The following is a 24,962-nucleotide window of genomic DNA, read 5'->3' on the forward strand; positions in this document are numbered from 1 at the left end:
ATTGAGAGTGTGCAACAAGCACTTTTAGTGAGTAACATGCGTAGTTGTTTCGTAACCGATTTAACATGATAAGTAGTTTGTATGAAGTTTAGCCCGTTACTGAATGAATTAATTCAAGCGTTAACTTGCCTTCCTGGGGTAGGTAATAAGAGTGCCCAGCGAATGGCGTTTCATCTTTTGGAACGTAATCGCAAAGGGGCAATAGATTTAAGTAATGTGCTGCACAACGCCATGGAGCATATTCACCACTGTCAGCGCTGCAGAACGTTTACAGAAGATGAGCTGTGCGAGATTTGCCGACATCCCGAGCGCGAGGCCAGTGGCTTATTATGCATTGTTGAAAGCCCGCAAGATGTATTGGCAATCGAGCAAACGCTTAGTTATAAAGGCCAGTACTTTGTATTGATGGGGCATTTGTCGCCTATCGACGGAGTAGGGCCTGAAGAAATTGGCCTCAATGAATTAGAAACCCGTTTTAGTGCAGGTGGCATTAACGAAGTTATTCTAGCCACCAACCCCACGGTGGAAGGTGAAGCCACTGCGCATTACATAGCCCAGCTTTGCGCGGCACATAATGTTGAAGCGTCTCGTATTGCTCACGGTGTGCCCGTTGGTGGCGAGCTTGAATATATAGACGGAAATACCCTTACTCACGCCTTTTCTGGTCGCCGCAAACTCTAAATTGCGGCGCTTCCCCAATAATATTTTTTCGCTTTGCTGTTGAAAACTGCGAGTTCGGCCTTACCTGTTTGAAAGTAACGTGATCCATTCAACGAGGAGATATTGGATTATGGCTGAAGCAGCCCATAAAGAAACCCACGGTTTTCAGACGGAAGTAAAACAACTTCTACATCTGATGATTCATTCTTTGTATTCAAATAAAGAAATCTTCCTACGTGAGCTTGTATCTAACGCTGCCGATGCAGCAGACAAGCTACGTTTCCGCGCACTAGAAAACGACAGCCTTTATGAAAATGATGGCGACCTAAACGTAAAAATTAGTGTTGATAAAGAAGCGGGCACGGTAACTATTGCTGATAACGGCATTGGTATGAACCGCGATGAAGTGATAGCCAACTTAGGTACTATCGCAAAGTCGGGTACAAAAGATTTCTTCAGTAAGCTTTCTGGCGACAATGCAAAAGACTCACAACTGATTGGTCAGTTCGGTGTTGGCTTTTACTCAGCATTTATCGTTGCTGACAAAGTGACTGTTCGCACTCGTGCCGCTGGCGCAGATGCTTCACAAGGCGTTGAGTGGATTTCTGAAGGCGAGGGTGAATTCACCTTAGCAGAAATCAACAAACCAACTCGCGGTACTGAAATTGTATTGCACCTTCGTGAAGACGAAAAAGAATTCGCTGATGATTGGCGTTTACGTTCAATTGTTAGCAAATACTCAGACCACATTAGTATTCCGGTTAAAATGTGGAAAGAAGAAGTGCCTGAAAGCGAAGGCCCTGATGGCGAGAAGACCCCAGCACAGCCAGGTGAGTGGGAACTTGTCAATAAAGCTACTGCTTTGTGGACGCGTGAAAAGTCAGACATTTCTGATGAAGAATATAAAGAATTCTATAAGCACATTTCTCACGATTTTGCCGACCCATTTGCATGGGCGCATAACAAAGTTGAAGGTAAGACAGAATATACAAGTTTGTTGTACATTCCTTCTAAAGCCCCGTTTGATATGTGGAACCGCGACCAAGCGCACGGTTTAAAACTGTATGTTCAGCGCGTTTTCATCATGGATGACGCCGAGCAGTTTATGCCTAATTACTTGCGCTTCGTTAAAGGTCTTCTAGACAGCAACGACTTGCCACTTAATGTGTCTCGTGAAATTCTACAAGACAACAAGGTAACCCAAGCATTGCGTCAAGGTTGTACTAAACGCGTACTTCAAATGCTTGAGAAAATGGCCAAGAACGACGCCGATAAGTACCAGTCATTCTGGAACGAATTTGGTAACGTGCTGAAAGAAGGTCCTTCTGAAGACCATAACAATCGTGAAAAAATTGCTGGTTTACTTCGCTTCTCATCAACCAACGGTAACTCTGATGCACAAACCGTTTCGTTGGCAGACTACATTGAGCGCATGAAAGAAGGCCAAGATAAGATTTACTACGTAACGGCAGACAGCCTACAAGCTGCTAAATCTAGCCCGCACCTAGAAATCTTCCGTAAGAAAGGCATTGAGGTATTGCTAATGGGTGAGCGCATTGACGAATGGTTAATGTCGCATCTAAGTGATTTCAACGAAAAGCCGTTTGAATCTATTGCGAAAGCAAACTTAGATTTAGGCGACCTTGAAGATGAAGATACTAAGAAAGCCCAAGAAGAAGCAGAAAAAGAAGTAGAAGGTATTGTTGAGCGTGCTAAAGCAGCCCTTGGCGATAAAGTCGTAGACGTTAAGTTTACCCACCGTCTAACTGATTCTCCGGCGTGCATTGTTGCTGATGACAACGGCATGACTACACAGATGATGAAGTTGATGCAAGCTGCAGGTCAGCCTGTGCCTGACGTTAAGTACCTATTCGAACTTAACCCAGAACATGCTTTGGTTAAAACCTTAGCAGAAACGCAAGACGAAGATTTGTTTAAGCAATGGGTTGGTGTATTGTTTGACCAAGCGGCATTGTCTGAACAAGGTAGCTTAAAAGACCCTTCAGCATTTGTGCAAAACTTAAACACTTTATTAATGAAGTTAGCGAAATAAGCTTCATTATTAAAAGTTAATTAATATAAAACGGGCGTAATGCCCGTTTTTTGTTTCTAGGGTCTTTAAATCTATTTTGCACGTTAATTTATGCTATATTTTCCTCCTTTAGCTAACTTCATTCGGTACGTTTGAAAGTAAGCAGTGAGTTAAGACCAAAGTCGGATTTTATAACGGGCCATAAGTAGTATATATATTCATCATAAGTGTTTAGTTTCCCTCTACAGTAGGGCTTAGACTTGTCACTGTGGTGCTGAATGTGTAAAGTGCCCCAAGTAAAAAAGTTCAAAATCATAAGCGGAGAACGCACTCATGCGAATTATTCTTCTCGGCGCTCCTGGCGCGGGTAAGGGCACACAAGCTCAGTTTTTAATGGGCAAATATGGGATCCCCCAAATTTCTACCGGAGACATGCTTCGTGCTGCTATAAAAGCAGGTACGGAAATGGGCCTTGCAGCCAAGCGTGTAATGGATGAAGGTAAGTTGGTATCTGACGAAATCATTATCGGGCTGGTTAAAGAGCGTATTGCGCAAGACGATTGTAAAGATGGTTTCTTGTTAGATGGCTTCCCACGTACAATTCCTCAAGCTGATGCAATGAAAGAAGCGGGTGTTTCTGTCGACCATTGTATTGAGTTTGACGTACCGGATGATGTAATTGTTGAGCGTATGGGTGGCCGTCGTGTTCATCCTGCTTCAGGTCGTGTTTACCATGTTGTTTACAACCCACCTAAAGAGGAAGGGAAAGACAACGATACTGGTGAAGACCTTATTATCCGTGATGATGATAAAGAAGAAACAGTACGTAAACGTCTTGCGATTTACCATGAGCAAACTAAGCCGTTAGTTAATTACTATAGTGCTGAAGCTGATGCTGGCAACTGCGAATACCACAAGTTAGACGGCACACGCCCAGTAGATGAAGTAAGTGCAGAGCTTGCTGAACTTCTAGGTTAATTAAGCTTGTTGATTTGTAAAGGCCGCTACTGCGGCCTTTTTTGTTACTTGTATGTTATAAGCGAATAGCGTTTAATAATTGCAGAATAACTAATATAAACGTGGAGCTAACTCATGGTATTACCTATAACGGCGTTTTATGCCAGTCTGTTGGGGATTTGCTACCTATACTTGTCTTTTTTAGTAATAGGGGTTCGTAGAAAAAATCAAATTAGCTTGGGTGACGGTGGTAATGAAGACCTGAAAAGGCTCAGTCGCGCTCATGGAAATTTTAGTGAATATGTTCCTATTACCCTCATTATGGTCGCTTGCTTTGAAGCGAATACTGGGCAAGGTTGGGCGGTACATGCACTTGCATGTGCACTTTTATTCGGACGCATTTTCCATGCTTATGGATTAAGACATCATAGTGGAGCAAGCTGGCAGCGTATTGCAGGTATGATGCTGACATTTTTGGCCATGTTAGTCGCGGCCATTGCTAACTTAATGCTTATTCATTTTGGATTGTGATTGCCTGACATTCAGGCAATCACAGTGAGTGCTAACGTTTAGAACCTAAACGTTGCTTTGGTATATACGAAGCGGCCGCGTGGATTGTGGATACTACCCACATACCCATAAAGGTCGCTATCGCCATCGCCAATAGCAAAAGGTGGTTCTTCATCAAGTACGTTGTTTACGCCAAGTACAAGTCGGATAGTATCAGTCACGTTGTAGCCACCTTGAATATCCACTAGCACTTGTGAATCGACCATTCGGGATGTGTTTTCTTCAAAATCTAACACGCCGTCGAAGTCGATATCCGGTGTATCTTCAAATTCACCCACAAAACTAATATTCAAGTTAGCGTCAAACGCACCTTTGCTCCACGTTGTGCCAAACAACCAGCGGTGCTCAGGATACCCATACTCACCAGTGTAATCTAAACCATCCTTTTCAAACTCGGTAAGATAAGACCAATCAAGATTGAACTTCACGTCACCGTAGTCGTTTAGGGTAAGCATGTAGTTTGCACTTAAATCGATACCTGCAGCTTCTTGTGAAGACACGTTTTGGTAGGTATTAAATATCTTTTGGATAACCCCTAAGCTAGCGCTGCCTTGTGGATCTAAGCGTACGCAAATTTCGCTATCTTGGTTATTACACTCAGTGTCGTATACCAAACCAAATTGCTGCTCATCAATTTTGTTGTCTTGGGTGATACTCCAAATATCAACGCTTAGACCAAGTTCTTGTGTAGGTGCCCAAATAGCGCCCACATTCCACGATTCAGACTCTTCCGCTTCCAAATCTGGGTTACCCGCAAACTCAATATTATAATCTAATGATTCGCAGTCTAAACCTGTTGCTTCACAGCGGTATCTATCTACAAAGAACACACTCTTCTGCGAAGGGCCTAAACCTACTTGTGCCAATGATGGTGCTCTGAACCCTTGCGCCCACGAAGCACGAAGGGTAACTTCGTCGCTTGGCGCCCAGCGTAGCGCAACTTTCGGGTTGGTCGTGTTACCAAAGTCGCTGTAGTCGTCGTAACGACCCGCCAATTGAAGCTCTAGTTGATCAGAGAGCGGAATTGATAATTCTAAATAGGCGGCGTATTGGTCGCGCTCTGCGTTAGCAGAAACAGATTCAGTACCAAAAATGAGCCCTTGCTGGAATTGAATGTCTGGAATGTCTGATACTTGCTCTTCACGGTACTCTATACCCGCTGCCATCATGACCATTTCATCACCTAACGCAAACGCTTCGCCAGTAATGTGAGCATCGAAGCTAGTCATGCGTGATTCACCTCGGCGAACCAAGCTGGTGGTAATGGCATCAATAACCTCAGGTGAGTTAGTTACACCACCGAAAGGATTGTAGTTACCTAGGTCAATCTGTTCCTGTAGCCAATCTACGCGAACCCAACCTTGCGATTGATCGCCGCTTTGTTCAGAACTACTTCTGCCTTTTTGGACAGATGCTTCCCAATCGTAGTCAAAAATTTGGCCTCGTAAGCCTGCTACAAACCTAAGTGTATCGGTTTCAATATCCCAGCGTCTGGCGCCCGCATCCACAGGGCGGTAACGGCCAATATCAATATCTTGCCCGAAAGGGTTATCAGGATGGGTGCCAGGTACGGTTAAGCCCGCATCTTCATCAAGGGGCGTGGCTGCACCGCCAGCTTCAGAGGTATTGTGCTGTACGGCGACTTCCATAAACGCGGTAACATCTGACGAAATTTTATAATCGAATTGACCAATAAAGCCGACGCGCTCCGATGCAGGAATAGTGAGGCCGTATGGGCCATAGTCGAACAAACAACTACCAGATGCAGTGGCGCTATCGGCTGGGCAATCGGGATCGATAGTTTTAACGCCGTCAACATAGAAATAACCTGGATACCCGCGAGAAGAACGAAAATCCATACCGCCATAAGGCGATTGATTGGCAGTACCAAACCGGCCCATTTCGTCAGCGCCTAGCTGGCTGTTGTTAAAGTAATCGAGAATGACAGTAGCGCTGCTTTTTTCACTTTGGCTGCCCCACAGCATATTAGCCGTGGTTTCGCCGTAGCTTGGCCCTGTGGTACCGCCATAGCCTACGTTTACTTCTAAACCATCATAGTCTTTCTTCAAAATAACGTTTACTACACCGGCCACGGCATCTGAACCGTAAATAGCTGATGCACCGTCTTTTAAAATATCGATGCGTTCAATGGCCGATACGGGAATAGCATTAATATCAACAAATGAATTGGTAATGCTTTCTGCAAATGCACTGATGGCAACACGTCGGCCATTAATAAGTACTAAGGTGGCATCTGGACCCATACCTCTAAGGGACACAGAGGCCGCACCATTTGCGGTTGAGTCTTGGCTATTGTTACGGGTTGAGAAAGTACCCGCACCGGTGGCCGGCATGCGTTCTAGTAATTGTTGTAAGTTCTCATACCCCATGCCTTTTATCATGGTGGCATCTATCGATTGAATAGGAGAGGGGCCTTCAATATCGGTTCGTTTGATACGAGAGCCTGTTACTGCTATACGTTCTACTCCCTCAGCTTGTTCTTCTGCTTGTTGCGCTTGCGAGGAAGAGATTGAGGAGAGTCCAGCCAGTGCGAGTGTGAGCGCACTAAATTTAACACCATGTTTCATTGTGATTTCCTTATGGTTCCATTTAACTTGTTATTTTTTATCTCAGTAACGCGAATGGTTACTAATTAATCAATAGCATTAACGTGGGTAAAGTAGCAAGCTGGCAAGCTATTGTTTTTGAATAGACTTAGTTACAAATTGTGTACAAATGGAAAATGAGCAGAGACCAGAAGCGCTGAGGCTCATCGTTGACATAGAGTAACTGGCAAATGTAGGCAAATTTGTGGGAAGTTGGGTAAGGCAGTAATAAAAGAGAGGGAGGGCATACCCGTTTGAGGGCATGCCTGTAGAACTGATATTATTGAAGCGCTAGCAAAGAACGCTCTCCTCTTGGTAAGTAGTAATTTTCTTTGTCTAATGAAAAAGCCACACGGGTAGCACGTCCTTGGACCTCTTCAACAGGAATAAAGCCGTAATAACGTGAATCTACGCTGTTATTTCGGTTATCACCCATCACCAACACATGTTTATCAGGTACAACAACTTCATTAAATGACGAGCGCGCCCCTTGTACAGGTAATAGCTGAATACTGCGCTGACTATCGCCTATATTTTCTTGGAAAACATAGTGGTCGCGCCTCTGTATTACGGCGTGCTCATCATTTACGGTTAGCGTGTTGTTACTCAAGCTAACCGTGTCGCCAGCAATAGCGACAACGCGCTTAACTAACCGCGTATCGGCCGCGCTACTTTGAATAACCACAATGTCACCACGGGCGATATCTCCCGTTTGGCTAAGCACCACATTGGTAAAAGGCAGTTCAAGAGTGTATGCACTTTTATTTACCACAATGCGATCTCCCACCTGAATGGTGGGCTCCATAGAACCCGTAGGTACATGATAGTAATCTGCCACACTGCTTCTGAATGAAAACATCAGTACAACAAATAGTATGAAAGGTAAGTTTCTTTTAATAAACGAGCCAGTTTGTTGCTTCATTTTAATTCCTAACAATAGGTGGTTAATACGGCGTAATTGTAGTTCGTTGCCACGTACTAAATAGGTTATGGCGCTAATAGCCGTAAAGGAGCTAGAAGTATAGAGGGTTTAGATTGGGAACAGTTCATACTGAAAGTGTTTCAAGATGTGTGTTCTTTATTTCACGCTAGCCTTCAGTTTTCATGCTAGTGCTTGGTCGATTCTGACAGGCGGTTGAGTGTTATAAGCTTTACTATTGAAGTACTGCAATGTACGTTTTGCGGCCCCTGATGCCAAAATAAGCATGACGCTGTTTGAAGAAAAAATTCCTGAATTCAAATTTTAGTCGTGAATACGAACTTCAGCGCAATACCAGACGCTCGTGGTTACTGAATACCGCATACATTCCAACGCTTGATTAGCGTTTTACCCAAGCGCCCTCATAACAGCTTTAGGCTCTTTAGCTACGACATTTAATAAAGCAAGTGCTGGTCCTTGTGGATTGCGATCACCTCGTTCCCAGTGACGTAAAGTTGAAACGCTGATGCAAAGCTTTGAAGCGAACTCCATTTGGGTTAGACCAAGATTACGGCGTATTTCTACAACGTTGACTTCTGGTGCTCTATGGATTTTAGCTTCGACTTTTTTTCCTTCAGTAAAATCGATGGCTTCTTGCAAACCTTGAGCGATACTATTGAATGCATTAGTCATTATATTTCTCCAACGCTTTTGTAGTTAGCAGCTTGACTAGTTTAGATAAAGTATTTCTGTCTGCTTTGACTAAATTAGCTTTTTCGTTTTTGCCAAATATTGTTAATAGAAAAAGTGGAATACGTTCATCATGATAATAATAAATAACACGTACACCCCCACTCTTACCCTTATTACCTTTGCTCCAACGCAACTTTCTAATCCCACCAGTACCTTCCATAACATCGCCTGCTTTCGGATGTTCAGATAAGTAATCAATGACACCTTTTCGTTCAGATTCACTTAATAGCGCATCTGCTCGCTTTATAAATTCTGGTAGTTCGGCTATTGTCGTTCTCATAGCACCATAGTAATCCAATGGATTACTGTATTCAACTTAAAAAACTTAAACTGCACGTCTAACTATCAATTCCTTCAGATATCTCAAGGGCGTCCTCTACTTCGATGCTTTGTTAGTATTTATAAACCCTCAGCGCGAACAGCCCTTTATGGCACAACTCGGAAATTTAAAACCTAAACCCTGAGGGTCTACTGTTTGTTTATTTCCGACTGTCAGCAATACCGAGACTTTACATAACACCGGTTAGCACATAAAGAATACATCATAGGATGAGAATCAGCTTACACGATGCTTTGCTAAGCTAAACCTTAGCGAAAAAACTGTCCTAAGGCAGATTGCATTATTTAACTTCAAGCTCCATCACAACACCGTCTTCGTCATCTTCCTCGGTTACAACAAAGCCGAACTGTGAATAGAACTTTCGCATTGCATGGTGCCCTGGCATATAGAGTATTGTTATCTTTTTACAGGCAGGGATTACGCTCATTTCTTTAATAACTTGTTCGGTCGCAATTTTTCCAATGCCTTGCCCCTGATGTTTGACGTCAACCATAAATTGCGCAATATAAAACTCGTCGGGTAGGTTTTCTTCTAACTCCTGATAATATTGAATAAAACCTACAGCTTCATCACCTTGATAAATAGCTCTGTTAACATAATGAGGGTAGAAGCTTGATTCGGCGATAGATTCCGAATTTAACGCCACATAGTTTTCTTGCTCTTTTGTAATTTCTAGATGAATAATATCTAGCCAATTGTCTTTGGTGACTTCTCGTAAACTAATATCCATATAAATCCTCAATGCTTCCCAAAAGAGATAAAAATATTTAGGCATAGTGATAAAAAACAATGCTACAAGGAGAAATAAATAGAAAATCAGTGAGGCAATAAGATGAGAGGTTCATGAAAATAAAAAGGGAGCAAGTTACGCTAGTAACTTGCTCCCTACATGTTATGTGTTGTAATTTCGCTCAATGAACTTGGGCGATGAACACTTACTTTTGACGTTCACGCAATACAGATAGTGCATCATCAAGCGACATGTCGCTTGCTTGCAGCAATACGGTTAGGTGATACAGCAAATCAGCGGCTTCGTTTTTAAGCTCTTCTTTGTCGTGTACCGTAGCAGCAAGTGCGGTTTCAACACCTTCTTCACCCACTTTCTGTGCAATACGCTTAATGCCTTTATTGTACAAGCTAGCGGTGTAGCTGCTTTTCGGATCTGCGCCTTTACGGGCAGCCAATAAGCGCTCTAAATCAGCCAGAAAGGTAAAGCTAGGCGTATTGCCTTCAAACCAGCAGCTTTCAACGCCTGTATGGCACGTAGGGCCGTTAGGGTTGGCTAACACTAATAGCGAGTCGAAATCGCAATCGGCGGCTACGCTGACTAAATCTAAGGTATTGCCTGAGGTTTCGCCTTTTTGCCACAAACGCAGTTTTGAGCGACTAAAAAAAGTGACTTTACCGCTATCTAGTGTAGTGGCTAGTGCATCTTGGTTCATGTAACCCTGCATTAGTACTTTGCCTGAAAGGGCGTCTTGTACTATGGCTGGAAGCAGGTTGTCCATTTTTTCCCATGCTAGGGTATTACTGTTTTCGGAAGTTACAATCACGGCTTTATTCCTTGTGCGTTTGGTAGGGCGTGACGCTTACGCATAGGTACGCCATTAGCGGTTAAATCGGCCTTTAGGTCATCAATGTTAATAATGCCTTTATGGAATACGGAAGCGGCTAGCGCGCCATCAACATCGGCTTGTTGAAATACATCGTTGAAGTGAGAGATCTCACCGGCACCGCCAGAAGCAATAAGGGGTACTTCGCACACTTCACGTACTGCGCTAAGCTGGGCTATATCATAACCTTTGCGTACACCGTCTTGGTTCATGCAGTTAAGCACAATTTCACCGGCACCGCGTGACTGCACTTCTTTTATCCAGTCTAGGGTTTGCCATTGGCTCTTTTGAGTGCGGTTCTCATCGCCAGTAAACTTATACACTTCGTATTGCCCGGTGGCGTCGTTGTAAAAGCTGTCTACCCCAATGACTACACACTGCTGGCCGTAAACGTCATGCATGGCATTAATTAATGCAGGGTTGTTTAGGGCAGGGGAGTTAATTGAAATTTTATCTGCGCCCATTTCTAAAATGCGCCCAGCATCTTCAATGCTTTTGATGCCGCCGGCTACACAAAATGGAATGTCGATAACCTGTGCAATACGGCTTACCCAGCTTTTATCTACCACGCGCTCATCTGAGCTTGCAGTAATATCGTAAAACACCAGTTCGTCAGCACCCGCTTTTGCGTATTGCTCTGCTAAGGGTACGATGTCGCCAATAATTTCGTGATTTCTAAATTGAACGCCTTTAACGACTTTGCCGTCGCGAACATCCAAACAAGGAATTATGCGTTTTGCCAACATGCGATAGCCTCCTTCACGGTAAATTTACCTTCAAGTAAGGCACGGCCCAAAATCACACCGCCAACGTTGGTTGGTTTCAACGCCGAAATGTCGTTTAAGCTACCTATGCCGCCAGATGCTTGCCAGCTAACATTAGGGAAGCGTGCACTTATCTCTTCGTAAAGTTCTACATTAGCGCCTTGTAGTGTGCCGTCACGGCTAATGTCAGTGCAAAGCACATGTGTAGCACCAACTGATGCAAAGTCGTTTAGCAAGTCTTCCAAGGCTACCCCTGAATTCTCCTGCCATCCGTGAGTGGCAATCAGCTTTTCGCCGTTCTCACTAATGTTAATATCTAAGGCTAATACGATATGTTCAGCACCGTATTTGGTTACCCACGATTTCACCAGTTCAGGCTGTTTAACCGCGAGTGATCCAATCACCACGCGGCTTACGCCAATATCGAGTAACTGGGCTACTTCTTCTTCACTACGAATACCGCCGCCGGCTTGAAACTGCATGCGCTTGGTATCTACCATTGATTTAATCAAGGTAAGCTGGCGCTTGCTGGTGTCTTTCGCGCCAGTTAAATCAACAATGTGCAACCACGTAGCGCCTTGGTCGGCATAGTCGTTTACCACGTCTACTGGGTCGAATTCGTATTTTGTTTTTTGCTCGTAGTCGCCCTGATACAAACGCACTACGCTGCCATCGATAAGATCAATTGCTGGAATAATCATTATAGGTTCACAAAGTTAGTCAGTAGTTGCGCACCAGCATCGCTGGAGCGTTCAGGGTGAAATTGTACGCCAAAGAAGTTGTCTTTATTAATGGCCGCTGAAAACGGGTTACCATAGTTACAGCTGGCTAGGGTATGGGCGTACTCTGGTACCGCAAAGCTGTGCACAAAATAGAAATAGGTATCTTGTGGGATGCCTTTAAACAAGGTGTCGTCGCTATGAGAAACCGTATTCCAACCCATGTGCGGCAAACGCAAGCCATTCGCTTCCATACGAGCAACACGACCAGGCATTAGCGACAAACAAGGAATGTCATCCTGCGTATCTCCTAAGCGGTTCTCTAAGCTACCTTCAGCGCTGCTTTCTACCATTAACTGCATACCTAAACACACGCCTAGTACTGGCTGGGTTAGGCTTTGCAATGTGCTTGATAAGTCTTTTTGCGTAACGCTTGCCATGGCAGCAGCTGCAGTACCCACACCGGGTAAAAATACTTTGTCGGCGCGGGTGATCACATCTTTGTCGTCAGATACTTCAACGGTTACACCTAAACGCTCTAGCGCAAAGCGAACCGATGAAATATTTGCGCAGCCTGTGTTCACAATGACAATCTTTTGTCGTTGTGATTTTTGTATTTCAGGCATTAAAGCGCTCCTTTACTGCTAGGCAGTGCATCACCTTGTCGCGTAATGGCTTGACGTAACGCACGGCCAAATACTTTGAATAAACTTTCTACCTGGTGGTGAGCATTCCCTTCGCTGGTGGAAAGGTGAAGCGACAGCCCCATGCTTTGCGCCAATGAATAGAAAAAGTGCGGCACCATTTCAGTGGCCATTTCGCCCACTTGGTCGCGGCTGAAATCAGCTTCAAACTTAAGGTGAGGGCGGTTTGAGATATCCATAATACATTCTGCGCGGCACTCATCCATAGGCAGGGCAAAACCAAAACGGCCAATACCACGTTTATCACCGAGGGCTTTCTTAAGGGCTTCACCCAATGCTAATGCAGTGTCTTCCACACTGTGGTGATCATCTATGTGCAAATCGCCATCTACGGTCACGTTTAACTCAAACCCACCGTGGGTCGCAATTTGGTCGAGCATGTGGTCGAAGAAACCCAACCCAGTGTGGATGTGCGACTTCTCGGTAGAGTCTAAATCTACGCGTACTTTAATGTCGGTTTCTGAGGTAGTGCGGATAACTTCGGCAATACGTGAAGACGACAACAAGGTTTTCTGGATGTGATCCCAGTTCAAGGTGTCAGGGTTATATTGCAAACCTTTAATACCCATGTTCTCGGCAAGTTGCATGTCGGTCATGCGATCGCCAATCACGTATGAACGGGTGAAATCCACCTTTCCTTGCTGAAGGTAATCTTTCACTAACCCCAGTTTAGGCTTACGGCAAGTACAGTTGTCTTCTTCAAAGTGCGGGCAAATAAGCACGTCGTCAAATGTAATGCCTTGGCTTTTAAAAATAGCCATCATGGCATTATGAGGCGCGTCAAAATCAGCTTGTGGAAAGCTGTCCGTGCCTAAACCATCTTGGTTAGTGACCATGACAAACTTAAAGCCTGCGGCTTTTAGCTTTAATAACACAGGAATAACGTTTGGCTCGAAAACCAGCTTTTCTAAACTGTCTAGCTGTTTATCTACCGGTGGTTCTTCTACAAGTGTACCGTCGCGGTCGATAAATAAAATGGCTTGCTGACTCATGCCGCTAGCTCCTTTTTAAATTCGTTGATCAGTTGCAATAAACGCTGGTTTTGTTCTTCAGTACCAATGCTTACTCGCAAGCAATTTGTAAGGTTAAGCTGTTTAGATTGGTCGCGTATTAATAACCCTTTGCTCACCAAATATTGCATGAGTTCGCTAGCACGCTCGTAGCGAAATAGCACAAAGTTTGCTTTTCTATCGCCAACCAATTCAAAGCCGTCAATATCGGCAAGCGCGGTTGCCAGTAGGTCTTTTTCTCTATTGATGGTATCTACCTGCAACTGAATTAATGTCAGTGAGTCAGTAGATAACGCCTGTGCAGCAATTTGTGCCACAGGCTCTGCAATAGGGTAGGGTGCAATAACTTTTAGCAACGCTTGAATAACCGGCGCTTGGGCTAGAGTAAAGCCGCAGCGTAAACCCGCTAACGCAAAGGCTTTTGAAAGCGTGCGTAGTACTACTAGGTTAGGGTAATTCGCTATTTCATTTGCCCAAGTATTTTCGGCATCAAACTCGATATAAGCTTCATCAACCACCACTAGTGCACTATCAGAAAAGTGGTTGAGTACTGTCCGAATATCTTCCCTGGCAACCTGTGTACCTGTTGGGTTGTTTGGTGCACAAATAAAAATAACATTAGCGTTATCGATTGCACACACGCCTTCAACGTCTAAGCTGAAATCGCCTTTTAGTGGCACTGTCGTAATACCCACATCACAGGTTTCTGCGCTAATCGCGTACATGCCGTAAGTAGGCGGGCAAATAACAATATTATCTTTGCCTGGGGTGCAAAAGGTACGAATCAGTAATTCAATGCCTTCGTCTGCACCACGGGTAACAATCAATTGTGAAGTATCAATGCCTGCATAAGCCGCATAGCTTTCAACTACTGATGATGGCTGGCACGACGGGTAACGATTAAAGTTACTCGCATCTATGTCATACTCATTCGCATAGGGCGACTCGTTAGCATTTAGCCAATCTTGGCCGCCTGAATATAAACGCCTTGCCGACTCATAAGGCTTAAGCGGCACCAAATTAGCATTAATCAGGTTATCAATAAGCGTATCAACAAGAGCAGGCATTAAGCATCTCCCTTATTGGTAACGTTTGCTAGCTTTTGCATACGCAGCGCTACCGCTTGTTCGTGAGCATCAAGGCCTTCAGCGCTGGCTAAGGCCATAATAGCGGGGCCTAAGTTACGCATGCCGTCTGCTGATAACTCTTGAATAGTGTAGCGACGCATAAAGTCGAGCAAACCTAAGCTAGAGTAGTTCTTCGCATAACCGTAGGTAGGTAATACGTGGTTTGTACCCGAGGCATAATCACCGGCAGATTCTGGAGACCAAGGGCCTAAGAATATCGAACCTGCATATTTGATTTTCGGCAGTAGGCTGCGAGCATCTTCTATTTGCACAATTAAGTGTTCAGGCGCATAAGCATTGCTTACTAAAATGGCGTCATCTACTGAATCTGCCAAAATATAGCGGGCATTCTCCATTGCAGGGCGAGCAATGTCGGCACGTGAAAGGGTAGACAATTGACGTTCAACCGCTGCCTTCGCACTTTCAATCAGTGTTTCGCTGTTAGACACTAAAATGGCTTGAGAATCTGGGCCATGCTCTGCTTGAGAAAGTAAGTCTGAGGCAACAAATTCAGCATCGGCAAATTCATCGGCTAACACCAATACTTCAGACGGGCCTGCTGGCATATCAATAGCCGCACCATCAGCACGCAAACTTACTTGCTGTTTGGCTTCAGTCACAAAACTATTGCCTGGGCCGAATATTTTATCAACCTGCGGGATCGTATCTGTGCCTAATGCCATTGCTGCAATGGCCTGCGCGCCGCCACAAAGATATATGGCTTCAATGCCACATTTTCTTGCGGCATAGGCAATTTCAGGGGCAATTAAGCCTTGCTTGTTGGGTGGCGTACAAAGCAGTTTGTTTTCACAACCGGCTACCAGTGCAGGCACACCCAACATCAATACCGTAGAGGGCAAAGGAGCGCTACCACCTGGAATATACAAACCTACCGCATCAAGAGCTGTGAAGCGTAATTCGCAGTTCACACCAGGTGTAGTGGTTAGGGCAATATCACTTGGCAACTGCGCATCGTGAAACGCTTTAATATTGTTAAATGCAATATCAATCGCACTTGCTACTTCAGCGGTAACCGAACTTGCTAATGTGTCGATGCTTTCTTGCGATAACACTAACGATTGCAAATCAGGGCAATCAAACTTACGAGTGAAGTCGATAACAGCTGCATCGCCTTTACTTTCAACGCTAGCGATAATGTCGCCCACGGTTTGTTTTAACTGTTGGCTATTGGCCATAGCCGGGCGCGAAAGCGCTGTTTTTTTCTCAAGCTTTGATAGAGATGACCAGATAATCATAATCTTTTGCCTTTTAGCCCATCATTTTTTCGATAGGCATAACTAATATTGAAGAGCAGCCTAGGGCTTTTAGTTTTTCCATGGTTTCCCAAAATAGGGTTTCAGTAGAAACAACATGAATAGCCACATGCTCTTCATTGCCAGACAAAGGCAATACGGTTGGGTTTTCAGCGCCAGGTAACAAGCTTTTCACTTGTTCTAGATAAGCTTTTGGTGCGTGAAGCATGATGTACTTGCTTTCTTTCGCCAGCAACACACCATCAACACGCGGCATAAGACGATTAATAAGCGTTTGCTTTTCATCACTCATGTTGCCGTCGGCACGTTGAATTAATACTGCTTTTGAGCGGAAGATGACATCCTCTTCAACCAGACCGTTCGCTTCAAGGGTAGCGCCCGTTGATACCAAGTCACAGATAGCGTCGGCAACGCCAGCGCGTGGTGCAACTTCAACTGAACCGGTAAGCATGACTGCTTTAGCATTAATTTTTTGCTCTGCAAAATAACGCTCTAATAGGAATGGGTAAGTGGTAGCCACTTTCTTGCCTTCTAAAGACTGAATGTTGGTGTAGTCCATTTCAGTAGGCACGGCGATAGACAAGCGACAGCCGCCGTAGTCTAAACGACGTAATACTTCATAATCAGAAGGCTTGTTAGATGCTTTGCGTTCTAACATTTTTTCTTCAAGTTCGTTTTCGCCAATGAAACCAAGGTCGGCTACGCCGTCCATTACTAACCCTGGAATATCGTCGTCGCGAACACGTAATAAATCGATAGGCTCGTTGGTAGAATGCGCAATCAGCAGGCGATCACGAATGTTTAATTTAATGCCAATAGCCTTAAGTAGCGCGATGCTGTCATCGCTTAAACGGCCTGATTTCTGTATGGCAATTCGAAGTCTTTTGCTGTTACTCATTGAAACGTTCCTTTCACGTTGTACTACTTTTTACTGTCTTAACGATTACGCCTAAAACGAAAAACCCCCGGAAGTTTCCTTCCGAGGGTCGAGAATTTTTTCTATCTGCGCCACTGGAAGGAATAATAGACCTTCCAGCACGAACCTGAAAGGCTATGCTTTATGATGGTGGTGATGTTTTACAGCGCAGTTATTCATTTGATTTCTTAATACCTATTTCCGAACGGCTGAAACATTAGCGGTTTGCCCCCTATTTTGCAAGGCGAAAGTGAACTCTTTTTGCAGTTTCAGTCTAAATTAATATGTATATAGTAAAACTTTTTGATCTGAGCCAATGTGATCGTTTTCCCTATTAAGTAAAGTAGATGATGAAATATCACAAAATTGACCTTAGCGGGTTGGGGTAGCCATGAGTAATGACTTAATTTTTTCCATTTTACCGCGCAACACCAAAGTGCCCATCGAATCTGATAATAGGGTTAAAAAAGTGGTGCGCAGCGAAAAGTCAGAGGCGCTCAATCAAGATGAAAAAGAGCAACATGATGAAGTGCATATTGTTGATGAAATGGCGCAGCGGGAACGGCACGAGGAAAACAACGAAAAGAAAGAACACCCGAGCAACCAAGTAAATCGCCAACAAGAAGACAGCCAAGACGATAATTCAATAGGACAGCAATTGAGCGAAACTGAAAGCAGTGAATTAGATACCGCAGATGCAACAGGTACTAAAATACCGCGGGGCATCAAGCATGTGGATATTACCATTTGATTACAGCAGGCTGCTTTCGGCTTCCTTACCATCATCTCTTAAATGTTGCCCCTCAGTATCTCTGCAGTAACAAAGACACATCAGCGAGTTTATATTATTTACTGCCCCGTTGTTTAATTGCACGCTTTAGTTCAGTAGGCAGTAAAAACGCATAGCTGATAAACATAAGCGCGATGCCAGTCACAATAAACAAATCATCTGCATTTAAAGAAAGTAGCGCTGTCATAATAATACCTCTAGGCGTTGAGAAGGAATGTAATAAACTACAACCCAATATTACCACTTCAGTGTCTATAAAATAGGGGGAGGCTACCCAACTTTAGTTTAAAAATCAGGCGTTTTTAGACTAATTGACTAATCACAGGTTATTGGTGGTAAGCGCATATCGCCTAATCTTCACTGGCAACACGGATCAGACAGAAAGCCAGAAGCAGGGTTGCGAGCACACCAAACCCTCCAGCCACCGCTGATGGTAAGAAAGCGTTACGGCCAAATACAATCAAAATTCCATTGGCGAGTATAGCAACAACACCCACTAGCGCAGTTAGTCCACCTAAGGGCTTAGCGCCATCTTTCATTTTTGCAATGCCAAAAATAAGCGCCGCAAAACCCAGCAGTAGCTTGGCAGCGTAATAAATCATGAAAGACAAAGCCACTACTGCGCCGGCTAATGGCCCTATGCTCTCGTTTTGACCAGCAGCCTCACGAAAGGGGGTAAACAGAGTAAGGCCAACACTCACTTGCACTAAATTAAGGGCTGCACTGAACGCAATGGCAGACCATCCTACATGGTAATGTTTAGCGCGCACCATTGCAGCGCCGGCAAAGGCCATAAGGAAGGTGAAAAGAATACTTTCCGTTCCCCAAAATAGCTGCCGTGGAAAATCGATGCCAGCCATGCGAAGCAGGGTATAAAGTGCTTGTGTAGCTGCCAGCAAAAAGAGTAAATACGATGTCACCCTAACTGTGTGTTTATTCGTAAAATCCATGGTTTTCCTTTGTTTTTTGTCTAACGTCTCTCTATTTAGTTTGTAGAGACATTTAAAATATCTACCCTAACACTTCAGATAAGGCTTCTTGTGCGCGCTAGCCGCCGCAGTCTAACCTAGACCCAATAACAAGCCTTGTTACAGCAAATTGCTAAATAAACTTGCACATGCCTAGGCCTAGTGTTTGACCGTCACGGGATGTGAACCCGAATTTTTCATAGAATTTCTCTTTACCATACGCTGAAAGTAATCCAACGGTTGAACCAACAGGGCAATGCAAAGTGAGATAGCGGTTGATGGATTGCATGATTTGAAAACCCAAGCCACGTTTTTGGTGTTCGGGGTTAACAATAATGTCTTGAACATAGAAGTACATAGCGTCATCACCTATTACCCGTCCACAGCCAATAAGTTGATTTTCTAAATAAAGTGAAACCCAGAATAAAGAGGAATCTATACTACTTTGAATGATTGAAAGTTCTGGGTTTTCCCAACCTACGATGCTTCGAAGTGATGCGAAGTCGACAACTTTCGGGGGCTCTTCTTTCAAAATAATCTGGGATGCTGACATTCTATTGCCCCATTAATTTGCTCTTCAGTTAAATGGTGGTAAACAACCTAAGCCAAATCCTTTTTTTATTGCTAACGCTTAGTCTTTCTCGAGAATTCTATACTGCATCAATATGTTATATTTTGGTAGTGAAATCAATGTCATAATTTATAGCCGAATAACAAAAACAAAAACAAAAACGAAAACAAAAGTCAAAACCATATATATAATTTAATAAAGCAATATCCCAGATGTGTTGTCGGCGGTTACAGCTGGAAAGGAGGTAGGAGAGGGCGCAAGGCTGCGGGAATGGAATTCACTGAAGTTGAGGCTATTTACCGGTGTGCAAGTCGCTTTCTTAAAAGAAAAACTGGCACTGGCCTTTTTAATAAAAATTAAAAAGGCCAGTGCCAGATTGTTATTTTTAGCGAAATCTAGCTTTTATTAGTTAAGTTCTTTATCTACCCAGAACTTGGTACCTTTCACCGTGGCTTGCAACGCTAAGCCGCTTTCGGTCATGGTATAAACCGTCACATTGCCTAAATAGCCTTCGCCTTCCGCTGACATTCCTTTGTTACCGGCTTTAGCCGCGGCATCAGCGTTACCGCCTACAGTCCAACCATTCTCGATAAAGTAGCTCATGGCTTTTTGCGTGTGGAAAACCATCACTACGCGGTAGTCTTTCGCACCTAGTCCAAGACCAACACCGCCTTCGGCCATATTCATGTAAGTTTTCGTACCAGTAATTTGGTTGTTCACTACGCCGTAACCCGTACCTGCAGCGAAGAAAATAACGTTAATGTTCGCGTTGGTGAATACTGCATAACCCGCTGCATCACGCACTTGAGAGCGAGTATCAGGCTTTTCTGTATATAGCCTAGCCAATGCATTTTGCTGCATATCTAAAATAGCTTGTCGCTTTTCAGCAACACTACCGTCACCCATAGAGGCACAGCCCGTTACTGCAAGTAAAACTAAACCTACCAACGAAAGTGAAGTTAAGCTTTTGAAATTCATATTTTTTCCTTCGATTCAATTTTAAAACGTACTGTCTAAACTTTGGGCTTAGGTATTAAATAAACCTAAACGGGTCGGTTTAATCGTTTATTGCATGTCGCTACAATTCTAGTACGCAAAAAATGTGCTCAAAGGTTAGTTTTGAATGTAAATGTTATTGCTACTTTACCTTCTCAACCTTGAAACCTTGCTGTTCTAGCATGTTCAATACGCCCAGTTCGCCTGGCAAATGCAATGCGCCTACCAGCACAAATTCAGTGGGTTTAGTTGCCAATGCTTTCACTAAAAATTGCATCCATGCTTTGTTTCTAGACGATAGAAGCGTATCGAATATATCAGGGTATTCGGATTTGAAATCAGCCATGCTTTCTTCGTACATTGTGTCGAGGTCGCCTGCTTTCCAACTCGATTTTAACTTAGGTAAAACCTCGGGGAGGGTTTCAACATCTTCAAGGGTGTATTGAATAAACGCATCTTCATCGCCGTTACCCATTTGCTGAATAAATGAAAGTTGTTGCTCTGGGCTTTCTAGCCAAAGAATGGTTTTATCGTCGTTTTTGCCGCGATTAAAGAAATATTTATCTACGCCCTCACTGGTTAGCCCCATGATTTGTAGTTCAATCATGCTCAAAGTAATGCTTAAAAATGCAGGCTTATACATCATAAAATTAGAAAGTGATAAACCACGGGCTTCCATATGTGCTGATAAATTCGCTATGGTTTTTTCTGAAAGCTCATCAGCAAGGCTGTTACCCGAGGTGTAAGTCAGCTTGTCCATCATAGACTGTGCAAATGCTTGTGTTTCTAAGGCATCTAGGTCTGTTTCAAACACTAAGGTTTCTGACTGTTGGTAAGCGGTGTTGTAAGCGTCAGGAAGGGGATAGTCGCTTTCGCTGAGTAAGTGGAGCGTACCGCCAATGTAAAGGGTGTTTTCGCCGTTACTAACTTTAAAAACTGAGGCAGAAAAGGCTGGCGTGGTTAGCGCTACTACATAAGTTGTAAGTAAAAGCGCTAAGCTAAAAGCACGTGGGCTGAATTTCATCATATTGTCCTATTAGATGATAATCAGCCACTTTACCGAGTAAGTTATCTCTATTCAACCAAGGTCTATTTAACCAGCATTCAACGACTTTCTTACCAACTAGCCACAGGACAGCAAATGTCAGGGCCGCTCACACCTAGGTAGCTCACACCTAAGTAGCTAACACAAAGGAAGCTCACGCAAACCTGGTAATAGAAGGGCAGTTAAGAAAAGAGCTACTAGCGATGCCAATCAATTTCGAGTTCCAGCGCATCTGGAATCTGTGACTGCCCTACCATTTCCTCGTAAGGGGTGGTTTGACGCAGCCAAACATGTTCAAACTCCTTGGAATTAAAGTGGTCTTTAATTTCATTTAGACAATGAAATGTCTTTGGTCGAGACGTTTTGTCTCTTACTAACGTGCGGGATGCACCTAGCCCTGTTGCCGCTAAATAGCTACCGCCTTCAATTGACTCTATGTACAGATTCATAATTGTTCTCCGAGATAACACGACTAGACACTACTATTTGTAGTTCATAGGCGGAAAAACGGATATTAAATTTAATTTAAACTTCGCGTCGCCTCACTAAAACCAAAGCGGCGCTTACACGTATTGCTAGATGCTAAGCTAGGTTTTCCACCAATGATTACGGCATACCATGATGCCTTCGTTACCTAGTGTTTCTTTTAGTAATGCGCGATCTTCAAGATTGAGGAACTCCCCTAAGACAATACGTTGTTCGCCATCCACTAGGCTGACAGTGGGAAGGCGCCAGTCGTTTTCATCTTCGGTAAATTCAATATGCGCGGACGGACGAGTAAAAGTGAGTGTGCGGTGACGTGTGCAAAAATGAATAGTGTGTGGGGCAATATCAATGGTTTCCCACCGGTAAGTGCTGCGGGACACTTGGTACATGATAAAAATAAGCAATACAACTTCTACACCAGCAAAGGGTAATATTACCCAAACGCCTACCAACGCCCAGCCAATAGCGATAGTGAATACAGCAACGGCAAAAATTAACATCAGCCATTTAGTATCTTGCCAGCTTGCTGAACGGTTAGGCGTGAGCCGCAACCTTTTCTTACCTTGGAGCGAGATTGTTTCTAACATAAAGTTCAAAGGATAAAACGGGAGCTACCTAGTAATATTAGTAGGCATTGGGTATTTTGCCGTCGTGATTTGTTTAAATAAAAACACTAGCCGTACACGAGAGTTCCATCTCCATGCGCCGTTTAGGAGAATGTGTTGAATCGTTTATTTCAATGGGTAATACAAAGCCCTTTAAAAATGCTTTTGGTTGTACTGTGGGTAGTGGTGATTTTTTCTCAATCCGCGCCGCTAGTGCTTATTGCCGAAAATAGCCTTTTTAGTTTGCTTGGCATTATTGGCGCTATTTTCGCCAACGCGACTGGTGCGGGTGGGGGCGTGGTATTTGTTCCTTTCTTTAACCACTTAGCGTTTTCCTCTCAGAGTGTGGTAGCCACCAGTTTTGCTATTCAATGCTGCGGCATGACTGCTGGCGCTATCACGTGGTGGCGTTATAAACGTTGTCATCATCAAACCGACAGTCAATGGCGCGCGTTACCTACAAGCTTAATGCTAAGCGTACCTGCCTCACTGTGTGGTGTGTGGTTCGCTCAGTTTGGCCCAGAGAAGTTTAGTGTGCTTTCACCCTTAAAAGGAGGAATAGAACAGATTCACTTAGGGTTTGGCGCATTTTCTATATTGCTTGCTGTGGCTATTTTTGCCTCTATTCCTTTTTTAAAACGGGTTGCCTTAAAACAAGATGCTGAGCAATTCGATATTGTCGCGCTGCCAGTTATTTCTTTTTTCGGGGGAATTGTTACCGCTTGGCTTTCTGTAGGGGTAGGCGAGCTGGTGGCTGTTTACCTTATCATTAGAGGGTTCAATGTGACGATGGCGATTGCTGTTGCAGTCATCTTGTCAGCCTTTACCGTTTGGGGCGCTGTGATTTACCACGTGTTAGTAACCCAAGCCGTAGTTTGGGACGTAGTGATATTTGCAGGTGCAGGAGCGATTATTGGTGGCATGTTAGCAAAGTATGTTGTGCTGGCTTTTTCACCCCAAAAACTTAAACTTTTCTTTGGCACTTGGGTTCTTTTGCTCGGCGTATCTGGTTTACCTATTTTCTAAGTGCATATTTTGTAGAGGAATAGTTTGGCAAAAAAGGATGCATGGATGACAATTCAGACAACTCCCAAGAAAATTTACCGTGTAACGCAGCCTGAATGGTCGAAACAAGCCGTTATCTATCAGGTGAATACTCGCCAGTTTTCTGTATCTGGTACATTCAAAGAGGTGACGAAACGCTTAAATCATATTTGTGATTTAGGTGCTGATATTCTTTGGCTTATGCCTATTCACCCAATAGGTGAAAAAAATCGAAAAGGTGAACTTGGTAGCCCGTACGCGGTTAAAGACTATTTGGATATTAACCCTGAGTTTGGCAATGCAGACGACTTTCAAGAGTTGGTGCAAGAAGCGCACAACCGGAATTTAAAAGTTATCCTAGACTGGGTGCCTAATCATAGCGCCTGGGACAACCCTCTAGTGGATACTCATCCTCATTGGTATGCCAGAGATCACCACGGTGAGTTTCGCCCGTCTCCTTGGTGGGATTGGTCAGATATTATCGAGTTTGATTACGACGAACCTGCGCTACGTGAGTATATGATTAATGCCATGCGCTATTGGGTAGAACGCTTTGACATTGATGGTTTTCGATGTGATGTAGCGGGGTATGTGCCGAACGATTTTTGGCATCAAGCGCGTGTTGCCTTAGATGCTATAAAACCCGTATTTATGTTGGCAGAGTGGGAAAATCGCGATTTACACGAAACCGCTTTTAACATGACTTATGCATGGAGCTGGAATGAAACCATGCATGAGCTCGCTCATGGGCGATGTTCTCTTGATAGACTGAGAAAATATTATTCATGGAATGAACGGGCGTGGCCGCACAGTGCTTATCGAATGACGTTCGTGAGTAACCACGATAAAAATGCGTGGGATGGTACTCAGGCAGAGCAATTTGGCGATGCGTTGGAAGGCGCCATTGTATTGTCGGTGTTAGGCGAAGGTATGCCGCTCATTCATAATGGCCAAGAAGCCGGGGAAACAAAGCGGTTAGCGTTTTTCGAACGTGATCCCATTGAATGGCAACCTCATCGCATTGGTGATTTGTATAAAGCGCTCATTAAGATAAAAAAATCTATTCCTGCCTTGGGCAATGGTGAATTTGGTTCACGTATGATTCAGGTGCCAAGTAACGCTATGTCACAGGTATTCAGCTTTGTGAGAATGGATGAACACAATAAAGTGTTAGTGATCATCAATTTTTCAGACACTTTAGGCAAGGTCACGTTTAATGACCCTATTCTTAATGGTCATTATTATAAGTGCACGCTCGATTCAAGCTCTTCCCACCACGAGAGTAAAAGCGAAACCGAACACTTGCATATTGATAAGGCCGTTCAAATTGACCCGTGGGGCTATCAGGTATGGATTAGCTCTCATTAAATGGTAAGTATGGCTGAGCTTATATGGGGGAGGTTGCATGGCTGAGCTCATATGGTAGAGCTCGCATACATCCGAAACTAGGGGGGAGTAAACGCTAGTGGTAAGTGAAATCTGTCATTCGGGAT

At 43.9% G+C, this 24,962-nt stretch carries 27 protein-coding genes and 1 other annotated feature; of the genes, 7 read left to right on the plus strand and 20 right to left on the minus strand.

The window, feature by feature from the left end:
- Positions 1 to 81 precede the first annotated feature (81 nt).
- From recR to C7Y69_RS00100, 4 genes are all read left to right on the plus strand, one after another.
- On the plus strand, positions 82 to 681 hold the full coding sequence (gene recR / locus C7Y69_RS00085; protein WP_013783407.1) for a recombination mediator RecR: 600 nt from the start codon (positions 82 to 84) through the stop codon (positions 679 to 681).
- A gap of 109 nt (positions 682 to 790) precedes the next feature.
- Positions 791 to 2,713 carry a molecular chaperone HtpG gene (gene htpG / locus C7Y69_RS00090; RefSeq protein WP_126871414.1) on the plus strand — a complete coding sequence of 641 codons (1,923 nt, stop codon included), beginning with the start codon at positions 791 to 793 and terminating at the stop codon, positions 2,711 to 2,713.
- Positions 2,714 to 3,025: 312 nt separating this feature from the next.
- Complete coding sequence (adk, locus tag C7Y69_RS00095) at positions 3,026 to 3,670, plus strand: adenylate kinase (RefSeq protein ID WP_013783409.1); 645 nt, start codon at positions 3,026 to 3,028, stop codon at positions 3,668 to 3,670.
- Between the two features lie 114 nt (positions 3,671 to 3,784).
- Positions 3,785 to 4,180 (plus strand): MAPEG family protein, encoded by a 396-nt coding sequence (locus C7Y69_RS00100; protein WP_013783410.1) that lies wholly within the window; start codon positions 3,785 to 3,787, stop codon positions 4,178 to 4,180.
- A gap of 38 nt (positions 4,181 to 4,218) precedes the next feature.
- Here the strand turns inward: C7Y69_RS00100 and C7Y69_RS00105 are convergent, their stop codons facing one another.
- From C7Y69_RS00105 to hisG, 13 genes are all read right to left on the minus strand, one after another.
- Positions 4,219 to 6,807 (minus strand): TonB-dependent receptor, encoded by a 2,589-nt coding sequence (locus C7Y69_RS00105; protein ID WP_126871415.1) that lies wholly within the window; start codon positions 6,805 to 6,807, stop codon positions 4,219 to 4,221.
- Positions 6,808 to 7,105: 298 nt separating this feature from the next.
- The gene (gene lepB, locus C7Y69_RS00110) at positions 7,106 to 7,747 is read right to left on the minus strand and encodes a signal peptidase I (protein WP_126871416.1); all 642 of its coding nucleotides are present in this window, start codon (positions 7,745 to 7,747) and stop codon (positions 7,106 to 7,108) included.
- Positions 7,748 to 8,152: 405 nt separating this feature from the next.
- Positions 8,153 to 8,437, minus strand: a complete 285-nt coding sequence (locus tag C7Y69_RS00115; RefSeq protein WP_013783416.1) for a helix-turn-helix domain-containing protein — start codon at positions 8,435 to 8,437, stop codon at positions 8,153 to 8,155.
- On the minus strand, positions 8,430 to 8,777 hold the full coding sequence (locus C7Y69_RS00120; RefSeq protein WP_013783417.1) for a type II toxin-antitoxin system RelE/ParE family toxin: 348 nt from the start codon (positions 8,775 to 8,777) through the stop codon (positions 8,430 to 8,432). The genes C7Y69_RS00115 and C7Y69_RS00120 overlap by 8 nt, the downstream gene beginning before the upstream one ends.
- A gap of 340 nt (positions 8,778 to 9,117) precedes the next feature.
- Positions 9,118 to 9,567 carry a GNAT family N-acetyltransferase gene (locus tag C7Y69_RS00125; protein WP_013783418.1) on the minus strand — a complete coding sequence of 150 codons (450 nt, stop codon included), beginning with the start codon at positions 9,565 to 9,567 and terminating at the stop codon, positions 9,118 to 9,120.
- A 205-nt stretch (positions 9,568 to 9,772) separates the two neighbouring features.
- A complete protein-coding gene (gene hisIE / locus C7Y69_RS00130) occupies positions 9,773 to 10,390 on the minus strand; it encodes a bifunctional phosphoribosyl-AMP cyclohydrolase/phosphoribosyl-ATP diphosphatase HisIE (RefSeq protein WP_013783419.1) in 618 nt (205 codons plus the stop codon).
- Positions 10,387 to 11,196, minus strand: a complete 810-nt coding sequence (gene hisF, locus C7Y69_RS00135; protein ID WP_013783420.1) for an imidazole glycerol phosphate synthase subunit HisF — start codon at positions 11,194 to 11,196, stop codon at positions 10,387 to 10,389. Before hisF ends, hisIE begins: the two co-directional genes overlap by 4 nt.
- A complete protein-coding gene (gene hisA, locus C7Y69_RS00140) occupies positions 11,178 to 11,915 on the minus strand; it encodes a 1-(5-phosphoribosyl)-5-[(5-phosphoribosylamino)methylideneamino]imidazole-4-carboxamide isomerase (protein WP_013783421.1) in 738 nt (245 codons plus the stop codon). Before hisA ends, hisF begins: the two co-directional genes overlap by 19 nt.
- Complete coding sequence (gene hisH / locus C7Y69_RS00145) at positions 11,915 to 12,559, minus strand: imidazole glycerol phosphate synthase subunit HisH (RefSeq protein WP_013783422.1); 645 nt, start codon at positions 12,557 to 12,559, stop codon at positions 11,915 to 11,917. The genes hisA and hisH overlap by 1 nt, the downstream gene beginning before the upstream one ends.
- Entirely contained in the window at positions 12,559 to 13,629 is a 1,071-nt protein-coding gene (gene hisB, locus C7Y69_RS00150; RefSeq protein ID WP_126871417.1) for a bifunctional histidinol-phosphatase/imidazoleglycerol-phosphate dehydratase HisB, read from the minus strand. The genes hisH and hisB overlap by 1 nt, the downstream gene beginning before the upstream one ends.
- Positions 13,626 to 14,714 (minus strand): histidinol-phosphate transaminase, encoded by a 1,089-nt coding sequence (gene hisC, locus C7Y69_RS00155; RefSeq protein WP_126871418.1) that lies wholly within the window; start codon positions 14,712 to 14,714, stop codon positions 13,626 to 13,628. Before hisC ends, hisB begins: the two co-directional genes overlap by 4 nt.
- On the minus strand, positions 14,714 to 16,030 hold the full coding sequence (gene hisD, locus C7Y69_RS00160) for a histidinol dehydrogenase (RefSeq protein WP_126871419.1): 1,317 nt from the start codon (positions 16,028 to 16,030) through the stop codon (positions 14,714 to 14,716). Before hisD ends, hisC begins: the two co-directional genes overlap by 1 nt.
- Positions 16,031 to 16,043: 13 nt before the next feature.
- Positions 16,044 to 16,946: an ATP phosphoribosyltransferase gene (gene hisG / locus C7Y69_RS00165; RefSeq protein WP_013783426.1), complete on the minus strand. Its 903-nt coding sequence runs from the start codon at positions 16,944 to 16,946 to the stop codon at positions 16,044 to 16,046.
- 59 nt (positions 16,947 to 17,005) lie between these two features.
- Positions 17,006 to 17,124 (minus strand) — a sequence feature (His leader region).
- Positions 17,125 to 17,355: 231 nt separating this feature from the next.
- On the opposite strand from hisG, the gene C7Y69_RS00170 reads away from it, so the two are divergent.
- On the plus strand, positions 17,356 to 17,715 hold the full coding sequence (locus C7Y69_RS00170; RefSeq protein WP_013783427.1) for a hypothetical protein: 360 nt from the start codon (positions 17,356 to 17,358) through the stop codon (positions 17,713 to 17,715).
- Positions 17,716 to 17,809: 94 nt separating this feature from the next.
- Here the strand turns inward: C7Y69_RS00170 and C7Y69_RS21740 are convergent, their stop codons facing one another.
- The 7 genes from C7Y69_RS21740 to C7Y69_RS00200 form a co-directional block, all read right to left on the minus strand.
- Positions 17,810 to 17,941, minus strand: a complete 132-nt coding sequence (locus C7Y69_RS21740) for a hypothetical protein (protein WP_013783428.1) — start codon at positions 17,939 to 17,941, stop codon at positions 17,810 to 17,812.
- A 163-nt stretch (positions 17,942 to 18,104) separates the two neighbouring features.
- Positions 18,105 to 18,704 (minus strand): thiamine biosynthesis protein ThiC, encoded by a 600-nt coding sequence (locus tag C7Y69_RS00175; RefSeq protein ID WP_126871420.1) that lies wholly within the window; start codon positions 18,702 to 18,704, stop codon positions 18,105 to 18,107.
- 151 nt (positions 18,705 to 18,855) lie between these two features.
- Positions 18,856 to 19,275 carry a GNAT family N-acetyltransferase gene (locus C7Y69_RS00180; RefSeq protein ID WP_013783430.1) on the minus strand — a complete coding sequence of 140 codons (420 nt, stop codon included), beginning with the start codon at positions 19,273 to 19,275 and terminating at the stop codon, positions 18,856 to 18,858.
- Between the two features lie 423 nt (positions 19,276 to 19,698).
- Positions 19,699 to 20,271, minus strand: coding sequence for a YSC84-related protein (locus C7Y69_RS00185; protein ID WP_013783432.1), 573 nt, complete (start codon positions 20,269 to 20,271; stop codon positions 19,699 to 19,701).
- Between the two features lie 160 nt (positions 20,272 to 20,431).
- Positions 20,432 to 21,316: a TraB/GumN family protein gene (locus C7Y69_RS00190; protein ID WP_041452490.1), complete on the minus strand. Its 885-nt coding sequence runs from the start codon at positions 21,314 to 21,316 to the stop codon at positions 20,432 to 20,434.
- Between the two features lie 215 nt (positions 21,317 to 21,531).
- Positions 21,532 to 21,783 carry a DUF6482 family protein gene (locus C7Y69_RS00195; RefSeq protein ID WP_013783434.1) on the minus strand — a complete coding sequence of 84 codons (252 nt, stop codon included), beginning with the start codon at positions 21,781 to 21,783 and terminating at the stop codon, positions 21,532 to 21,534.
- Between the two features lie 138 nt (positions 21,784 to 21,921).
- On the minus strand, positions 21,922 to 22,407 hold the full coding sequence (locus C7Y69_RS00200) for a DUF2244 domain-containing protein (RefSeq protein WP_049791747.1): 486 nt from the start codon (positions 22,405 to 22,407) through the stop codon (positions 21,922 to 21,924).
- Between the two features lie 177 nt (positions 22,408 to 22,584).
- Between C7Y69_RS00200 and C7Y69_RS00205 the strand changes: the two genes are divergently transcribed.
- Complete coding sequence (locus C7Y69_RS00205) at positions 22,585 to 23,451, plus strand: sulfite exporter TauE/SafE family protein (protein ID WP_126871488.1); 867 nt, start codon at positions 22,585 to 22,587, stop codon at positions 23,449 to 23,451.
- Between the two features lie 45 nt (positions 23,452 to 23,496).
- A complete protein-coding gene (locus C7Y69_RS00210; protein ID WP_013783437.1) occupies positions 23,497 to 24,837 on the plus strand; it encodes an alpha-amylase family glycosyl hydrolase in 1,341 nt (446 codons plus the stop codon).
- Positions 24,838 to 24,962 lie beyond the last annotated feature (125 nt).

Origin of the sequence: Alteromonas sp. KS69, from assembly GCF_003989595.1 — a bacterium.
GTDB classification, from domain to species: Bacteria; Pseudomonadota; Gammaproteobacteria; order Enterobacterales; family Alteromonadaceae; genus Alteromonas; species Alteromonas naphthalenivorans.

Excerpts from the sequence above, each read along its gene's own strand:
- hisD (WP_126871419.1), bottom strand. The coding sequence starts at position 16,030 with ATGATTATCTGGTCATCTCTATCAAAGCTTGAGAAAAAAACAGCGCTT.
- hisB (WP_126871417.1), bottom strand. The coding sequence starts at position 13,629 with ATGAGTCAGCAAGCCATTTTATTTATCGACCGCGACGGTACACTTGTA.
- hisG (WP_013783426.1), bottom strand. The coding sequence starts at position 16,946 with ATGAGTAACAGCAAAAGACTTCGAATTGCCATACAGAAATCAGGCCGT.
- htpG (WP_126871414.1), top strand. The coding sequence starts at position 791 with ATGGCTGAAGCAGCCCATAAAGAAACCCACGGTTTTCAGACGGAAGTA.
- C7Y69_RS00195 (WP_013783434.1), bottom strand. The coding sequence starts at position 21,783 with ATGAATCTGTACATAGAGTCAATTGAAGGCGGTAGCTATTTAGCGGCA.
- C7Y69_RS00100 (WP_013783410.1), top strand. The coding sequence starts at position 3,785 with ATGGTATTACCTATAACGGCGTTTTATGCCAGTCTGTTGGGGATTTGC.
- lepB (WP_126871416.1), bottom strand. The coding sequence starts at position 7,747 with ATGAAGCAACAAACTGGCTCGTTTATTAAAAGAAACTTACCTTTCATA.
- C7Y69_RS21740 (WP_013783428.1), bottom strand. The coding sequence starts at position 17,941 with ATGACAGCGCTACTTTCTTTAAATGCAGATGATTTGTTTATTGTGACT.
- C7Y69_RS00180 (WP_013783430.1), bottom strand. The coding sequence starts at position 19,275 with ATGTCAGCATCCCAGATTATTTTGAAAGAAGAGCCCCCGAAAGTTGTC.
- C7Y69_RS00205 (WP_126871488.1), top strand. The coding sequence starts at position 22,585 with ATGCTTTTGGTTGTACTGTGGGTAGTGGTGATTTTTTCTCAATCCGCG.
- adk (WP_013783409.1), top strand. The coding sequence starts at position 3,026 with ATGCGAATTATTCTTCTCGGCGCTCCTGGCGCGGGTAAGGGCACACAA.
- C7Y69_RS00210 (WP_013783437.1), top strand. The coding sequence starts at position 23,497 with ATGACAATTCAGACAACTCCCAAGAAAATTTACCGTGTAACGCAGCCT.
- C7Y69_RS00105 (WP_126871415.1), bottom strand. The coding sequence starts at position 6,807 with ATGAAACATGGTGTTAAATTTAGTGCGCTCACACTCGCACTGGCTGGA.
- C7Y69_RS00115 (WP_013783416.1), bottom strand. The coding sequence starts at position 8,437 with ATGACTAATGCATTCAATAGTATCGCTCAAGGTTTGCAAGAAGCCATC.
- C7Y69_RS00170 (WP_013783427.1), top strand. The coding sequence starts at position 17,356 with ATGAGTAATGACTTAATTTTTTCCATTTTACCGCGCAACACCAAAGTG.
- hisH (WP_013783422.1), bottom strand. The coding sequence starts at position 12,559 with ATGCCTGAAATACAAAAATCACAACGACAAAAGATTGTCATTGTGAAC.
- C7Y69_RS00120 (WP_013783417.1), bottom strand. The coding sequence starts at position 8,777 with ATGAGAACGACAATAGCCGAACTACCAGAATTTATAAAGCGAGCAGAT.
- C7Y69_RS00175 (WP_126871420.1), bottom strand. The coding sequence starts at position 18,704 with ATGGATTTTACGAATAAACACACAGTTAGGGTGACATCGTATTTACTC.
- C7Y69_RS00200 (WP_049791747.1), bottom strand. The coding sequence starts at position 22,407 with ATGTTAGAAACAATCTCGCTCCAAGGTAAGAAAAGGTTGCGGCTCACG.
- C7Y69_RS00185 (WP_013783432.1), bottom strand. The coding sequence starts at position 20,271 with ATGAATTTCAAAAGCTTAACTTCACTTTCGTTGGTAGGTTTAGTTTTA.
- hisC (WP_126871418.1), bottom strand. The coding sequence starts at position 14,714 with ATGCCTGCTCTTGTTGATACGCTTATTGATAACCTGATTAATGCTAAT.
- hisF (WP_013783420.1), bottom strand. The coding sequence starts at position 11,196 with ATGTTGGCAAAACGCATAATTCCTTGTTTGGATGTTCGCGACGGCAAA.
- C7Y69_RS00125 (WP_013783418.1), bottom strand. The coding sequence starts at position 9,567 with ATGGATATTAGTTTACGAGAAGTCACCAAAGACAATTGGCTAGATATT.
- hisA (WP_013783421.1), bottom strand. The coding sequence starts at position 11,915 with ATGATTATTCCAGCAATTGATCTTATCGATGGCAGCGTAGTGCGTTTG.
- recR (WP_013783407.1), top strand. The coding sequence starts at position 82 with ATGAAGTTTAGCCCGTTACTGAATGAATTAATTCAAGCGTTAACTTGC.
- C7Y69_RS00190 (WP_041452490.1), bottom strand. The coding sequence starts at position 21,316 with ATGATGAAATTCAGCCCACGTGCTTTTAGCTTAGCGCTTTTACTTACA.